Source organism: Aquabacterium lacunae, from assembly GCF_004310865.1.
In the GTDB taxonomy this organism is placed as follows: Bacteria; Pseudomonadota; Gammaproteobacteria; order Burkholderiales; family Burkholderiaceae_C; genus Aquabacterium; species Aquabacterium lacunae.
In genome coordinates this window covers 260,955-276,195 of record NZ_SIXI01000001.1, presented here as the reverse complement: position 1 = coordinate 276,195, position 15,241 = coordinate 260,955, and the positions used below count along the sequence as shown (strand labels likewise).

Below are 15,241 nucleotides of genomic sequence, written 5' to 3'. Positions count from 1 at the left end.
CAGGGGTCTCCTCAGGTGGGGTGTGGGGTCAGAGCGTGCGGGTGTTGAAGGTGTCGCACTGGCGGATGTCGCCCGTGTCGAACCCGCGTTTGAACCAGCGCACCCGTTGTGCGCTGCTGCCATGGGTGAAGCTTTCGGGCACCACGGCACGCCCGGCGTTTTGCTGCAAGGTGTCGTCGCCGATCTGGGCGGCCGCGTTCATGGCCTCTTCCAGGTCGCCGTTGTCCATGATCTGCTTGCTTTGCTGGGTGTGGTGCGCCCACAGGCCGGCATAGCAGTCGGCTTGCAGCTCCAGCCGAACGCTCAGGGCGTTGTACTGCGCTTCACTCAGGCGCTGGCGCGCTGCATGCACCTTGTCGGAAGTGCCTTCCAGGTTCTGCACGTGGTGGCCCACTTCGTGCGCGATCACATAGGCCTGGGCGAAATCACCGGGTGCGCCCAGACGGCTCTTGAGCGTGTCAAAAAAACCCAGGTCGATGTACACCCGCTTGTCGGCCGGGCAGTAAAAGGGGCCCATGGCGGCTTCGCCCTGACCACAGGCTGTGGGCGTGCTGCCGCGGAACAGGGTCAGGCGCGGTTCTTCGTAGCGCGCACCCTGGGCCTGGAACTGGGCGTTCCAGACGTCTTCGGTGGTGGCCAGTACCTGGCGCACGAAGCGGGCACCCGGGTCGTTTTTCGAGGCCTCGCGCTGCTCTTCGGTGGGCTCTGCCGGGGCCTGCTGCTGCACGGGCATCGGCCCACCGGCCAGCATGCTGAGCATGGTCATGGGGTTGATGCCCAGGAAGTAGCCGGCCACCAGGGCCACGGCCACCGTGCCCAGGCTCAGGCGCCCGCCACCCAGGCGCAGGCCACCACCGCCCGAACCCAGACCGCGGCCACCGCCGAAGCTGCCGCCCTGGCCCCGCACGTCATCGACGTTGTCACTTTCTCGCTGTCCATCCAGCCGCATGGTTTGCTCCACGACAGAAACTCGCGGTGCATGGTAGCAGCGCACCCCATGGGGCTTTGGCGGGGTCATTAAAATGCACAGATATGTCCGAACACACCCCTGCGGCCGCGCCGCTGCCCGTCGTCATCATCGGCGCTGGCCTGGCTGGCCTGACCGTGGCCCTGCACCTGGCTGAGACCCAGCCGGTGGTGGTGCTGGCCAAACGCAACCTGGAAGAAGCTGCCACGGCCTGGGCCCAGGGCGGCATCGTGGGGGTGCTGGGCAGCGACGACAGCATCGAATCGCATGTGCGCGACACGCAAGAGGCCGGGGCCGGCCTGGTCGACGAGCGCACGGCCGAGTTCATCGCCCGCCACAGCGCCGAGGCAGTGCAGTGGCTGGTCGATCGCGGCGTGCCGTTTTCGCCCGACCCCGATGGCCCGCTGGGCCTGCACCTCACACGTGAGGGGGGACATGCCGTGCGCCGCATCGCCCACGCGGCCGACGCCACAGGCAAGGCCATCCACGAGGTGCTGCTCGATGAAGTGCGCAAGCACCCCAACATCACGCTGCGCGAACGCTGGATGGCGGTCGACCTGATCACCAACCGGCACCTCAAGAAGGGCCAGGCCGATCAGGTGGAAGGCCCGCGTTGCCACGGTGTGTACGCCCTCGACATCGACCACGACCGGGTGGAAACCCTGCAGGCCTCGGCCGTGGTGCTGGCCTCGGGCGGTGTGGGCAAGGTGTACCGCTACACCAGCAACCCCGACACCTCCACGGGCGACGGCATTGCCATGGCCTGGCGCGCGGGCTGCCGGGTGGCCAACATGGAGTTCATCCAGTTCCACCCGACCTGCCTGTACCACCCGCAGGAGCGCAGCTTCCTGATCACCGAGGCCCTGCGTGGCGAAGGTGGCATCTTGCGCCTGCCCGATGGCACGCGCTTCATGCCCGAGCACGACGAACGGGGCGAGCTGGCCCCGCGCGACATCGTGGCCCGCGCCATCGACTTCGAGATGAAGAAGCATGGCCTGGACCACGTGTGGCTCGACGCCACGCACCTGGGCGAAGCCTTCCTGAAAGAGCATTTCCCCACCATTCATGCGCGTTGCCTGAGCCTGGGCATCGACATTGCGCGCCAGCCCATTCCGGTGGTGCCGGCGGCGCATTACACCTGTGGTGGTGTGGTGACCGACCTGCATGGCCGCACCGACATGCCCGGCCTGTACGCGGTGGGCGAGACCACCTACACCGGCCTGCATGGCGCCAACCGCCTGGCCAGCAACTCGCTGCTGGAATGTGTGGTGCTGGGCAAGACCTGCGCCGACGACATCGAGCGCCAGATCCCGTCCTTCCAGCCCAAGGTGCCCGGCTGGGACGAAAGCCAGGTGATCGATGCCGACGAAGAGGTCGTGATCGCCCACAACTGGGACGAGCTGCGCCTGCTGATGTGGAACTACGTGGGCATCGTGCGCACCACGCGCCGCCTGGAGCGGGCGCGCCACCGCATCAAGCTGCTGCGCCAGGAGATCGAAGACTATTACGCGGCCTTCCGCGTGACGCGCGACCTGCTGGAGCTGCGCAACCTGGTCGATTGCGCCGAGCTGATCGTGCGCTCGGCCCTGTCACGCCAGGAAAGCCGCGGGCTGCACTTCAGCCGCGACTACCCGCACACCTTGCCAGTGAGCTTCCCCACCATCTTGTGCAAGAAGCCCAAGGCGAAAGACGCCTGGCTGCCCTGATCAGCGCCGGGCCCGCATCGCGTAGCGGGCCTGTACGAACTCGAAGGCGTACTTCACCGCGTCGGCGATCTGCTGCTCGTTGTCCTGGCGCTCTTTCTCGGTCATGTGGAAGGCCAGGTCCACCTGGTGGCGGATGTAGCGCGGCGGCAGCCGGTTCAGGGCCACACAGGCCACGTCCGGGTGCTGGTCTTCCGTGAGCAGCGGGTAGGTGGGAGCGGCCAGGATGACCGCGTCGATCACCAGGTGCTCGTAGTAGTTCTTGAGGGTGTGGAAGTCGGCGGGCATGGGCGGGCTCCAGATGCAGGCAGTGTGCCTGCCGCGGCCCATGCCGTGGCGTGAAAAATGCGCCGGAACCCGGCCTTGTCCTGCCGAACAGGTGGGGCAAGGTCAGGCCGCACCAGGTCAGGCGATGCGTTCCAGCACGCGCAGCGAGAAGTCGGTGGCTTTCACGTCTTTCGTGAGCTTGCCGATGCTGATGCGGTCCACGCCGGTGGCCGCGATGCCGCGGAGCTGCTCCAGCGTCACGCCGCCCGAGGCTTCCAGCAGCGCGGTGCCGCCGGTCATGTCCTGGTTGATGGCCACGGCTTGGCGCATCAGGGCTTCGTCGAAGTTGTCCAGCAGGATGCTGGTGGCGCCCGCCGCAAAGGCTTCGCGCAGCTGGTCCAGCGTTTCCACCTCGATCTGGATGCCGATGCTGTAACCCTTGGGTGCGGCCTGTTCGGCCACCAGGGCCTGGGCGCGCTGCAGGGCGCCGGTCACGCTGCCGGCCGATGCGATGTGGTTCTCTTTGATGAGGATGCCGTCGTACAGGGCCAGCCGCTGGTTGGCGCCGCCTCCAACGCGCACGGCGTACTTCTGGGCCAGGCGCAGTCCAGGCAGGGTCTTGCGGGTGTCGAGCACCACACAGCCGCGCGGGTTGGGCGAGGCGCCTTCGATGGCGTCCATGTGCTGGCGCGTGAGCGTGGCCACGGCCGACAGGGTCTGCAGGAAGTTCAGGCCCGGGCGCTCGGCCGTGAGCAGGGCGCGGGCGTCAGCCTCAATGTGGCATACGTCGGTGTTGGCGGCCATCAGGGCGCCTTCGTCGTACTGCCACGCAATGCTGGCGCTGGCGTCGAGCTGCTTGAGGCAGCCTTCGAACCAGTCGCGGCCACACAGCACGGCGTGGTCGCGCACCAGCAGGCGGGCCTTCACGCGCTGGCCCGCGGCCACCAGGGCGGCTGTCCAGTCGCACACGCCCACGTCTTCGAACAGGGCGTCACGGATGTTGCGCGCACGCGCTTCTTCGAGGGTTTCGTTGTGGTCGAACATGGGGAAACTTTCAGGCCGCGCCGATGTGGGGCACGAAGCCTTGGGCGGGCTTGCTGATGGCGTTGGGGTTGCGGGCCACAAAGTCGAGCATGCGGTCGATGCAGCCGTGGGCCTTCACGCGGGTGGCTTCGTCCACCTGGATCTCGCCGCTGCCTTGTTCCAGGCAGGCCAGCACGCCCTGCAGCGCGTTCATGGCCATCCAGGGGCAGTGAGCGCAGCTCTTGCAGGTGGCGCTGTTGCCCGCGGTGGGGGCTTCGATCAGCTTTTTGCCCGGGGCCAGCTGGCGCATGCGGTGCAGGATGCCGTTGTCGGTGGCCACGATGTAGGCCGGCGCGTCGATCTCCATCACGGCCTTGAGCAGCTGCGAGGTCGAGCCCACCACGTCGGCCTGGGCCACCACGCTCTCGGGTGATTCAGGGTGCACCAGCACCAGGGCGCCGGGGTGGTCCTTCTTGAGCAGGTCGAGCTCCAGGCCCTTGAACTCGTCGTGCACGATGCAGGCGCCATTCCACATCAGCATGTCGGCGCCGGTCTGCTTCTCGATGTAGCGGCCCAGGTGGCGGTCGGGCGCCCACAGGATCTTTTCGCCCTGGTCTTTCAGGTGCTGCACGATCGACAGGGCGCACGAGCTGGTCACCATCCAGTCGGCGCGGGCCTTCACGGCGGCGCTGGTGTTGGCGTACACCACCACCTTGCGGTCGGGGTGGGCGTCGCAGAACCTGGCGAAGTCGTCGGCCTCGCAGCCCAGGTCGAGTGAGCAGGTGGCGTCCAGGTCGGGCATCAGCACGCGCTTTTCGGGGCTGAGGATCTTGGCCGATTCGCCCATGAACTTCACGCCGGCCACCACCAGGGTTTGCGCGGCGTGGTCACGCCCGAAGCGGGCCATTTCCAGCGAATCAGACACGCAGCCGCCAGTGGCCAGGGCCAGGTCCTGCAGGTCGCCGTCGACGTAGTAGTGCGCCACCAGCACGGCGTTCTGCGCCTTGAGCTGGGCCTTGATGCGTTCGATCACCTCGGCCTTTTCGGCGGCAGGCAGGGTGGGGGGCACCTTGGCCCAGGCGTGGGCGGTGCAGCTTTCGCCAGAAGCGTCCTGGCGGGTGTAGTCGTAGACGACGGAGGTCGTGGACATGGTCAAGGCAGTGTGGATGAATATCAGCGGATCGCTCGGCGTTGGCCCATGCGATCCGGGTGGTGTGCGGGCAGGCGGGACAGATCGTAGCGCCGGAAGCCCCAGGCGACCAGTTCGCAACTGAGCCACACCATGTAGAACGAGCCGATCACGTCGCTGAGGTAATGCCCGCCTTGCAGGATGCGGGCCATGCCCACCGCCCCACCGGCCACCAGGCCGATCAGCAACCAGCGGCGGCGCCAGAGGGGTGAGGCGAACAGGCCCAGCACCATCAGGCTGAAGCCTGCGGCGGCATGCCCGCTCGGGAAGCTCTTGTGCTTGCTGGGGGTTGGGCCGCGTTTGAACAGCGCGTGGAAGGGCTGCGTCCCACCAAACTCCACGGTCTGCACGGGGCGCGGGCGGCCCATGGTTTTTTTCAGGCCCAGTTCGACGGCCAGGCCCGAGCTGAGCACAGCCACGCACAGGCCCGCCACGGCCGTGCGGCGCCACGTTCCCCGCAGGTGCTCGGCCCAGTGGGCTCGCCCCATGCCTGCCGCGCGGCGGGCCAACCAGGGGCCCGCCAGCGCCACCACCAGCATCAGCACGACCAGGCCATTGCCCACCCAGGGCGTGGCGTCATACAAGGCCACGACCACCGGGTTGTGCCGCTGGAAAAAGCCGGTTTCGGGGCGCCAGTAGTGGGCCGACACCCACAGGTCGATGGCCGGCACCTTCAGGAACACGGCCACGCACAAGAACAAACCCGCCCAGATCAGGCGGGTGTCACGCTCGGTGGAATCGATCGTGTCGGTCGTCACTTCTTCGGTTCTTCGGTGAAAGGCGTGTCTTCGGTCTTCAGGCCGGAGGTGCCACTTTGTTCCTTGTAGGTCATGTTGTCATAACCCACGAAACCCCGTGCGAGGTACAGGTACAGCCTGACCTGGCGGTCGGGGCCGACCTGCACGGCCGACTGACCGAGCTCGCGCACCCAGGCGAACCGACCGAGGATGGCTTTCGGATCGGCCGATTCCGACAGCACCAGCACATCTTGCCCCACCACATTGGGCATGCTTTGCTGCATCTGGTAGTGGTTGTCGCGGGCGCCAGTGGGGTTCCAGGCCATGATCTTGGGTGCGTGCTCTCGCCAGTGGTAGCTCGACTGTGTCAGCATCAGGCGCGAGTCGGCCACCACGGGCAGGCCCTTGTAGCGTGGGTCTTGCAGCGTGCTTTCCAGCGTGTTGAAAGCCTGTTCCCAGCCGCGCATGCGCACCAGCACGTCCAGGCGGGCGGGCAGGTTGTCGCCGAACAGGTCGCGGGCATGGATCACCGCGCCGGTCATGACCAGGTTGCCCACCAGCACCGCCCAGAACCATTTGCGAGGGCGGGGTGCGGCCAGCGGCAGCAGCGGCTGGCTCAGGCGCGACGCCACCAGCAGGAAGATGCCGACCATGGCCGGCGCTGCCCAGTTGATGTGGGCGCCTGCCAGGAAAGACTGCACCACCGCCAGCAGCAGCAGCGGAGCGCTCAGCATGATCAGGTAGCGGTACGCCGTGACCGAGGCCAGGTACAGGGCCGACGTGCGCACCGTGCGGCTGCGGGCATCCTTCTGAGGGCCCAGGGTGCTGGGAGGCTGAGTGCCCAGTTGCGAGGGCATCTGCGTGCTCATCTGGGTGCTGGCAGCCCATTGACTGGGTGGCAGCATCTGGCTGGAGGCAGCCCATTGGGTGCTGCCAGCGACCTCGCCTTGAGGCAGGCGACGGATCACGCGGTGCAGCCACACTCCAGCCAGCACGGTCAGCGGCCCCAGCATCAGCACCTGGCCGGCCAGAAACTCCAGCGTGGCCACGGGCCCGCCGGAGCGGGACGATTGCGTGGTGATCTCGGCGGTGTGCTGCAAGGTCGGGAAGCCTTCCCTCATGTTCCACAGCAGGTTCGGGCTGAGCAAGGCCAGCGCGATCGCGACGGTCAGCCAAGGGCCCAGGCGGAACACGCCGCGGCGTGGCCCCTGCACGCCCCACAGGGCCCAGACCGCTGTGATGGCGAAAGCCGCCATGGTGTATTTGCTCAGCAATCCCAGACCGCAGACCACCCCCAGCAGTGCCCACAGGCTCAGCCGGTTGGTGACCTGTGCCCGCCACAGCGCCCAGGCGGCCAGGGTCCAGCACAAGATCAGAGGCGAGTCGGTGCTGGCGAACATGCCCAGTGTGCCGACCATGGGGGACACCAGGAACAGAGCGGCCGCCACGATGCCTGTGCGCACGCCGCTGGAAGTGGGCCACAAGGCTCGGGCCAGACCCACGATGGCCACGGCCGTGACCACGTACAGCAGCATGGACACCACTTTCACGCCCAGCACGCTGTCGCCGAACACGCCGGTGCTCAGCTTGATCAGGGCAGCGATCATGGGGGGCTTGGAGTAATAGCCCCACTGCAGGTGGCGCGACCAGTCCCAGTACTGGGCTTCGTCAAAGAACAGCGAGATGCCGCTGAACTCGATCACGCCCATGCGGTAGATCACCAGGGCGGCGGCCAGGGCCAGCAGCATCCAAAGGCGACGGCCACCCAGGCGGGGCCAGCGTTGGGCCGGCCGCTGTGAGCCGGATGCGCCAGCCGATGAAGGGCCTGGCGTCTGCGTGTCGGGAGCGACTTGGGTGTTCATTGCAAGGGTCCGTGAACTGGTCAGTGTTGGCGATGCCAGCCTTCGGACTCGGGCAGGGCAGGGCCATTCGTGGTGTGATAGGGCGCACTTTCGCCCCGGTCGTAGTAGATGCGAATGAGCAGCTCGGCCAACACCCCCGTCGTGAGGAATTGCAGGCCGCCGATCACGCAGAAGAAGCCCAGCCACATCAGCGGGCGTCCGCCGATGGATTCGCCCGTGAGCTTGAGCGCCAGCAGGTAGCTGAGGATCAGGCCACCGATCATGCCGATGCCCAGGCCCACACCACCGAAGAAGTGGCCAGGACGCCCGGCGAACCGCAGGAAGAAGTTGACGGCCAGCAGGTCGAGCACCACACGCAGGGTGCGCGAGATGCCGTACTTCGATTCGCCGCGGGTGCGCGCGTGGTGGCGCACTGGCACCTCCGACATGCGCGCGGGCGATGTGACGGTGGCCATCCAGGCCGGGATGAAGCGGTGCATCTCGCCGTACAGACGCACGCGGCGCAGCACGCTGGTGCGGTAGGCCTTCAGGCTGCAGCCCAGATCCTGGAACTCGAGTTCGGTGATGCGGCGGATCAGGCGGTTGGCGATCTTGGATGGGATCTTGCGCAGGATGAAGCCGTCCTGGCGGTTCTGGCGCCAGCCGGCGACCAGGTCCAGGTCGTCCACCAGCAGCTTTTCGACCAGTGCGGGGATGTCTTGCGGGTCGTTCTGCAGGTCGCCGTCGAGGGTGACGATCACGTCGCCGCGGGCAGCATCAATGCCCGCCTGCATGGCAGCGGTCTGGCGGAAATTGCGCCACAGGTGCACCGGGCGAACATGGGGCCCACGCAGCTTGACCTGTTCGTCCAGGGCTTCGCGGGTACCGTCGCGGCTGCCATCGTTGGCGATGATCAGTTCCCACTCGAAGGGGTAGTTCGCCAGCGCTTCGTGCACGGCCGTGACGAAGGGTTCGACGTTGTCGACCTCGTTGTACATCGGCACCACGATGGACAGCCGATGTGGAGGAATGCGGGAGAAATCAGAGGTCATGACAACGTGGGAAGAATCGGTGTTTGTAGCAAAAGGCAAGCGTTTTCGTCAGTCGGGATTGCCTGAGGCTGACGCACTGTGTGCAACGGATGGTGAAGACTTCGCTGAGGCGCTGCGCTCGAAACGTCCTCCCGAGACCCAGGCCAGCAGGCCTGCCAGCACGGCACAGCACAGGAAGCACAGGTGAAGGGCCAGGGCCGCAGGCAGTGCGGACCGAAGGTCGATCCCGGTACCGAGGTGGAGCCCCCCCCACACGCCGGCTTCGTAAGTGCCCAGGCCTGCTGGCCCCTGCACAGGCAGGATGGCGGCCAATTCGCCGCCCAGCGCACCGGTCCAAGCGGGGCCGGGTGGCACGCCTGTGATGGACGATATCAACCAGGCGCCCGCCATCAGCTTCACGCTCCAATTGGCCCAGGTGAAGCCCCAGGTGGCCAATCGGTGGTGGTGCGGCTCCAGCAGTGCCCCATGCAGACGGTTCAACAGCGTGCGCCAGCCGGCGGTGCCTGGTGTGTCGGTGTGCAGGCGCTGAAGTAACCACACGCTGGCATGCCACCCCACGACCACGAGCAGCAAGGCGGCCAAGCGCATCGGCCAGGGCAGTGTGGGCCAACACAGCAGCCCCAGACTCACCAGCACGGCCAGGTCTTGAAGCCTCATCCACAGCAACGCGGCCACTGCGCGGGCCATCGGCATTCTCAGCTCGCGGCTGGCCAGGTAGGGGAAACTCAGCTCACCCGCGCGCATGGGCAGCAGGTTCACCGCGGCGTTGTGCATCAGGATCACGCGCAGTGCATCAAGTCGCAGGCCGCCCAGGCGCGGCGCGGTACCGTGTCGGTCGCTCAGACCCATGACCACCTGCAGGCGTCCAGCCCGCAACCCGTAACTCAGGAGCAGTCCCATCAGCGTCAGGGTCCAGGTGGCCGCCGACGGCTGCTGCAGCGCCTGCCACACGGCCTGTCGCGGCACCTGAGTCAGCATCCAGGCCAACAGGCCCAGCCCGACGCCCCAGACCAGCACGAAGCGCCACCACGCGTTTGGCGTGGCAGGGGTCTGGGGGGCGGTGTCGGTCGGACGCATGGCAGGAGCAGGGAAACCCGATATTGTCGCCGATGCCTGATGCCGCCCAGGCGACAATGTTGCCACTGCAGATTTCAACCCCTTGTCCACCGTTCAGTCAGGAGCCCCTCATGGTCGATTTCGTCACTTGCGACCTGTGCGACGAGCACAAAAACACCACCGATGCCACTTTCCGTGTGCTGCCCCCGTTGTTCAAGGATTTCGGCAAACGCCTGAAGTTCGCGGGTCCGGTCACCACCGTGAAGTGCTTCGAAGACAACTCTCTGGTCAAGGCTGCGGTGGACTCGCCGGGACAGGGCCGCGTGCTGGTGGTTGATGGTGGCGGGTCCTTGCGCCGAGCCCTGCTGGGAGGCAACCTGGGCAAGGCTGCCGCGCGCAATGGTTGGGCTGGCGTCGTGATCGACGGTTGTGTGCGTGATGTGGCCGAGCTGGCCGAATGCGACGTGGGCATCCGTGCTCTGGCATCGATGCCCTTGCCCACCGAAAAGCGCAACGAAGGCCAGAAGGACGTCGATGTGCAGATCCAGGGCGTGTGGGTGCGCCCGGGCGACTGGCTGTATGCCGACGAAGACGGCATCGTGGTGATGGCCGATGCCATCGCCAAGAAGGCTTGATCAGACCATCACACTCAGCAGGCGGTCCAGGCCGCCTTCGTTGATGGCCACCATGGCCTGCTCGCGCACCTTGGGCTTGGCGTGGTAGGCCACGCTGAGGCCGGCTTCACCCATCATGGGCAGGTCGTTGGCGCCATCGCCCACCGCAATGGCTTGCGAGGGCGCACAACCCAGGCGTGCGCACAAGGCCAGCAGGTGCTGACGCTTGGCCTCGCCATCGACGATCTCGCCGATCACCTCGCCCGTCAGCAGCCCGCCTTCGATGCCCAGCACGTTCGAGTGCGCTTCATGCATGCCCAGCCGGGCCTTCACACGGTCGGCAAAGAAGGTGAAGCCGCCCGACACCAGCAGCGTGTGCAGGCCGGCGGCTTTGGCCGCGTTGACCAGCTCGGGGGCGCCCGGGTTGAGTTTCAGCCGTTGCTCGTACACGGTTTGCAATGCTTCGGCCGGCACGCCCTTGAGCAGGGCCACGCGGCGGCGCAGGCTGTCCTTGAAGTCGGTGATCTCGCCGCGCATGGCCGCTTCCGTGATGGCCGCCACTTCGGCCTTCTTGCCGGCAGCGTCGGCGATCTCGTCGATGCACTCGATGTTGATCAGCGTGGAGTCCATGTCGAAGGCAATGGCCTTGAACGACGACAGGCGCAGGGGCGGGGACAAGCGCTGGATGAGCAGGCCCGGGGCGAATTCGGTGGCTTGGGGTGCGGCAGACATGGCGTCATTATCGCTGCAGGGCCTGGAGCCGCTCACCCCTGGCGTCGCCATTGGGTATGCTCACGCCCCCGTTTCATGCACTCTGCCTTGCGCTGAAAGTCTGCCGCCATGCCGCTGAACTACCTGCTGTTCGACCACAGCGAAGACACCGAAGGCGTGCACACCTTCGAAGCCATGGCCAGCGTGGGCCCAGGGCACTGGCCTCAGGTGCAAGCCGAAGTGGCCCAGGTGCTGCAGTGGGCCCATCGGCAGTTCCGCGGTGAGCGTGGCCCGCTCGACGAGGGCGGTGACTGGGACTACGAGCTGCAGGGGGTGCACGAAGTGGCCTCGGCCTGGGCCCTGCGCTTCAACGAGCGCACCGGCAGCCTGGAGGCCGAGCTGGGCGCGCCCGGCCAGCCGCGCCACACGGCCACCCTCACGCTCACCGGGCACGACGGCTTTGCCCAGGCCTTCCTCGGTGCGTTTCCGTCAGACGACTGACCCGACCTGCCATGAAAAAAGGGTGCCCGAGGGCACCCTGTCAAAACCGCCTCCTCCGTCCAACCAAAAGGAGGCGGGCTCGTCACCCCACCCGGGGTTCAGATTCGTGGGCTGCTCATGCTCAGTCGTTGGAGCTGCTGCTGAAGCCCAGCAGGCTCAGCAGGCTGGTGAACAGGTTGAAGATCGACACGTACAGGTTCACGGTGGCCAGCACGTAGTTGGTCTGGCCGCCCCGCACGATCTGGTTGGTCTCGTACATGATCAGGCCGGCCGACAGCAGGGCCACCATGGCCGACACCGTCAGCGACAGGGCGGGGATCTGCAGGAAGATGCCCGCGATGCCTGCCACCAGGGCCACGATCATGCCCACCATCAGCATGCCGCCCATGAAGCTCAGGTCGCGCCGCGTGGTCACGGCGTAGGCCGACGTGGCCAGGAAGCTCAGACCCGTGGCGCCCAGGGCCAGCGCGATGGTTTGCGAGCCACCGGGCAGGGCTGCGACCTTGCCGAGCAGGGGGCCCAGCGTGTAGCCCATGAAGGCGGTCAGCACGAACACCAGGCCGATCGACCAGGCGCTGCGCTGCAGCTTGTGGATGGCGAACAGCAGGCCATAGAAGCCCACCAGGGTCACGATCAGGCCAGCGGCTGGCAGCTGGTAAGCGGCACTGGCGGCTGCGGTGCCGGCGCTGACCAGCAAGGTGGCGGCCAGCAGGGCGTGTGTGTTGCGCAGCACCCGCGCGCCTTCGGCGGGCAGCACATCGACCACGTCGCCGTGGCGAGCAGTCAGGAGTCGGGTGTCACTCATGGCAATTCCTTTCAGGAACAAACGCGGACAAAGCCGCATGCCTTGAAGGTTAAGCTTCACAAGCGACAAGAAAAAGCAGAAACTTGCTGAAGGAAATTCAGCAAAAAACTGATCATGAGCCTCGAATTCAGCTACCGCCACCTGTACTACTTCTGGGTCGTTGCCAAGGAAGGCGGCATGGCCCGCGCCGCAGAGCGCCTGGGCATGGCCGTGCAGACCGTGTCGGCGCAGGTGCATGAGCTGGAGAAATCGCTGGGTTGCGCCTTGCTCAAGCCGGCCGGGCGTGGGCTGGCGCTCACCGAGGCCGGCCAGGCCGCCTTCCGGCAGGCCGAGCAGATCTTCCAGCTGGGCGACCAGTTGCCCGATGTGGTGCGCAGCACCGCCTCGGCCCCCGGGGTGCGGCTGGCCGTGGGCATCTCTGACAGCTTGCCCAAGCTGGTGGTGCACCGCTTGCTGGGCAGTGTGCTGGGCACGCCGCAGTTGCGGCTGTTGTGCCATGAGGGCCGCGTCGAAGAGTTGCTGGCCGAGTTGGCCCTGCACAGGCTCGACGTGGTGCTGACCGACCGGGCACCGTCACCCAACCCGAACCTGAAGGTGTACAGCCATGCCCTGGGCGCATCACCCGTGGGCTGGTTCGGTGTGCCTGCACTGGCCGAGCAGGCCGCTCGACTGCCTGGCGGGTTTCCCAAAGTGCTGGCCGACCTGCCGGTGCTGCTGCCCACCCAGCATGCCACCTTGCGGCTGCGCCTGGACGCCTGGTTCGAGCGCCAGGGCGTGCGACCCCGGGTGGTCGGCGAGATCCAGGACAGCGCCCTGATGGCCACCTTCGGCGGCGAGGGGCTCGGCGTGTTCCCGGCGGCCTTGTGGGTGGGGGAGCAACTCAGTCAACGCTACGGGGTGCAGCTGATCGGGCCCTGCAACGGGGTGGAAGACCCGTTCTATGCCGTGGGCACCGAGAAGAAGGTCATGCACCCCCTGGTGCAGCGCCTTCTGCCGCGCCCTTGAACCCGCATGGAAGCAGCGTGGGGCCCTGATAATCACGCCCATGCTCCGAATCACCGAACTGCGCCTGCCCCTGAACCATGCCGAAGGCGAGCTGCGCCCCGCTGTGGTGCAACGCCTGGGCATCCAGGACGCAGACCTGAAAAGCTTCCATGTCTTCCGCCGTGGCTACGACGCCCGCAAGAAGACGAACATCATCCTCAGCTACACCATCGACTGCGAGCTGGCCACCGAGGCCCTGGAATCGGCCTTGCTGGCCCGTTTTCAGGGCGACCACCAGATCCGCGTCACGCCCGACACGTCCTACAAGTTCGTGGGCCACGCGCCGGCCGGTTTCCCCCAGGACAAGCGACCGGTGGTGATCGGCTTTGGCCCCTGCGGCATCTTCGCGGCGCTGATCCTGGCGCAGATGGGCCTGCGCCCCATCGTGCTGGAGCGCGGCAAGCAGGTGCGCGAACGCACCAAAGACACCTGGGGCCTGTGGCGCAAGCAGCAACTCAACCCCGAGTCGAACGTGCAGTTCGGCGAGGGCGGTGCCGGCACCTTCTCTGACGGCAAGCTCTACAGCCAGATCTCCGACCCGCGACACCTCACGCGCAAGGTGCTGACCGAGTTCGTCAAGGCCGGTGCGCCCGAAGAGATCCTGTTCGTCAGCAAGCCGCACATCGGCACCTTCCGCCTGGTCAGCATGGTCGAGAAGATCCGCGAGGACATCGAGGCACTGGGCGGCGAGATCCGATTCCAGCACCATGTGACCGATGTGCTGATCGAAGGCGAGGGCGACCAGCGCCATGTGCGCGGGGTGGTGGCCGAGTTCCTGGGCCAGCGCATCGAACTGCGCACCGACCATGTGGTGCTGGCCCTGGGCCACAGCGCCCGCGACACCTTCACCATGCTGCATGGCCGCGGCGTGTACATGGAGGCCAAGCCGTTTTCCATCGGCTACCGCATCGAACACCCGCAAAGCATCATCGACCGCGCACGCTTCGGCCCCAACGCAGGCCACGAAATCCTGGGCGCGGCCGACTACAAGCTGGTGCACCACGCCAGCAACGGCCGCGCGGTGTACAGCTTCTGCATGTGCCCCGGTGGCACCGTGGTGGCGGCCACCTCCGAGCCGAACCGCGTGGTCACCAACGGCATGAGCCAGTATTCGCGCAACGAGCGCAACGCCAACGCCGGCATCGTGGTGGCGATTTCGCCGCAAGACTACCGCCAGGACGGCCAGACCGAAGGGCCGGTCAGCCCGCTCGATGGCATGGCCTTCCAGCGCATCTGGGAAAGCCGCGCCTACGAGCTGGGCGGTGGCGGCTACATCGCACCCGGTTCGCTGGTGGGCGACTTCGTCAAGCGCCAGCGCAGCAGCGACTTCGGCTCGGTCATGCCCTCGTACAAGCCGGGCGTGAACCTGGTCGACCTGGCCGAGCCGGGCCGCGGCAGCCTGCCCGATTACTGCCTGGACGCCATCCGCGAAGCGCTGCCCGCCTTCGAAAAGCAGATCAAGGGCTTCTCCATGCCCGATGCCGTGCTGACCGGCGTGGAAACGCGCACCTCGTCACCGCTGCGCATCACCCGGGGGCGTGACTACCAGAGCCTGAACGTGCAAGGCCTGTACCCCGCCGGTGAAGGCGCGGGTTATGCCGGCGGCATCATGTCGGCCGGGGTCGATGGCATCGAAGTGGCCGAGGCCGTGGGCGCATCCATGTTGGGCGTGCCACCCGTTGCCCAGGCCAAGGGCGCACCGCCCGAGTTCAAGGGCTGACAGCCTTCAGG

General features: G+C 66.8%; 15 protein-coding genes. 5 read left to right on the top strand and 10 right to left on the bottom strand.

The annotated features are described in order from the left end of the window. Positions 1-28 precede the first annotated feature (28 nt). Positions 29-949, bottom strand: a complete 921-nt coding sequence (ypfJ, locus tag EYS42_RS01270) for a KPN_02809 family neutral zinc metallopeptidase (RefSeq protein ID WP_130966500.1) — start codon at positions 947-949, stop codon at positions 29-31. Between the two features lie 83 nt (positions 950-1,032). Between ypfJ and nadB the strand changes: the two genes are divergently transcribed. Then, entirely contained in the window at positions 1,033-2,673 is a 1,641-nt protein-coding gene (nadB, locus tag EYS42_RS01265) for an L-aspartate oxidase (RefSeq protein WP_130966052.1), read from the top strand. Here nadB and EYS42_RS01260 read toward each other — a convergent pair whose 3' ends face one another. The 7 genes from EYS42_RS01260 to EYS42_RS01230 form a co-directional block, all read right to left on the bottom strand. Next, positions 2,674-2,958, bottom strand: coding sequence for a late competence development ComFB family protein (locus EYS42_RS01260; protein ID WP_130966051.1), 285 nt, complete (start codon positions 2,956-2,958; stop codon positions 2,674-2,676). A 117-nt stretch (positions 2,959-3,075) separates the two neighbouring features. Then, positions 3,076-3,981, bottom strand: a complete 906-nt coding sequence (nadC, locus tag EYS42_RS01255) for a carboxylating nicotinate-nucleotide diphosphorylase (RefSeq protein ID WP_130966050.1) — start codon at positions 3,979-3,981, stop codon at positions 3,076-3,078. A gap of 10 nt (positions 3,982-3,991) precedes the next feature. Continuing rightward, positions 3,992-5,110 carry a quinolinate synthase NadA gene (gene nadA, locus EYS42_RS01250; protein WP_130966049.1) on the bottom strand — a complete coding sequence of 373 codons (1,119 nt, stop codon included), beginning with the start codon at positions 5,108-5,110 and terminating at the stop codon, positions 3,992-3,994. Between the two features lie 23 nt (positions 5,111-5,133). Further along, on the bottom strand, positions 5,134-5,907 hold the full coding sequence (locus EYS42_RS01245; protein ID WP_130966048.1) for a phosphatase PAP2 family protein: 774 nt from the start codon (positions 5,905-5,907) through the stop codon (positions 5,134-5,136). Continuing rightward, positions 5,904-7,748 (bottom strand): ArnT family glycosyltransferase, encoded by a 1,845-nt coding sequence (locus tag EYS42_RS01240; protein WP_130966047.1) that lies wholly within the window; start codon positions 7,746-7,748, stop codon positions 5,904-5,906. Before EYS42_RS01240 ends, EYS42_RS01245 begins: the two co-directional genes overlap by 4 nt. Before the next feature lie 20 nt (positions 7,749-7,768). Continuing rightward, positions 7,769-8,779 (bottom strand): glycosyltransferase family 2 protein, encoded by a 1,011-nt coding sequence (locus EYS42_RS01235; protein WP_130966046.1) that lies wholly within the window; start codon positions 8,777-8,779, stop codon positions 7,769-7,771. Positions 8,780-8,827: 48 nt separating this feature from the next. Beyond that, a complete protein-coding gene (locus EYS42_RS01230; RefSeq protein WP_130966045.1) occupies positions 8,828-9,856 on the bottom strand; it encodes a lysylphosphatidylglycerol synthase domain-containing protein in 1,029 nt (342 codons plus the stop codon). A 110-nt stretch (positions 9,857-9,966) separates the two neighbouring features. On the opposite strand from EYS42_RS01230, the gene rraA reads away from it, so the two are divergent. Beyond that, positions 9,967-10,470 carry a ribonuclease E activity regulator RraA gene (rraA, locus tag EYS42_RS01225; RefSeq protein ID WP_130966044.1) on the top strand — a complete coding sequence of 168 codons (504 nt, stop codon included), beginning with the start codon at positions 9,967-9,969 and terminating at the stop codon, positions 10,468-10,470. Here rraA and serB read toward each other — a convergent pair whose 3' ends face one another. Next, positions 10,471-11,181, bottom strand: a complete 711-nt coding sequence (gene serB, locus EYS42_RS01220) for a phosphoserine phosphatase SerB (protein ID WP_130966043.1) — start codon at positions 11,179-11,181, stop codon at positions 10,471-10,473. Between the two features lie 108 nt (positions 11,182-11,289). Between serB and EYS42_RS01215 the strand changes: the two genes are divergently transcribed. Further along, on the top strand, positions 11,290-11,661 hold the full coding sequence (locus tag EYS42_RS01215) for a hypothetical protein (protein ID WP_130966042.1): 372 nt from the start codon (positions 11,290-11,292) through the stop codon (positions 11,659-11,661). 121 nt (positions 11,662-11,782) lie between these two features. Here EYS42_RS01215 and EYS42_RS01210 read toward each other — a convergent pair whose 3' ends face one another. Next, positions 11,783-12,466 (bottom strand): Bax inhibitor-1/YccA family protein, encoded by a 684-nt coding sequence (locus EYS42_RS01210; RefSeq protein ID WP_130966041.1) that lies wholly within the window; start codon positions 12,464-12,466, stop codon positions 11,783-11,785. Between the two features lie 114 nt (positions 12,467-12,580). Between EYS42_RS01210 and EYS42_RS01205 the strand changes: the two genes are divergently transcribed. Further along, on the top strand, positions 12,581-13,471 hold the full coding sequence (locus EYS42_RS01205; protein WP_130966040.1) for a LysR family transcriptional regulator: 891 nt from the start codon (positions 12,581-12,583) through the stop codon (positions 13,469-13,471). A gap of 40 nt (positions 13,472-13,511) precedes the next feature. Further along, positions 13,512-15,230 (top strand): NAD(P)/FAD-dependent oxidoreductase, encoded by a 1,719-nt coding sequence (locus tag EYS42_RS01200; protein ID WP_130966039.1) that lies wholly within the window; start codon positions 13,512-13,514, stop codon positions 15,228-15,230. Positions 15,231-15,241 lie beyond the last annotated feature (11 nt).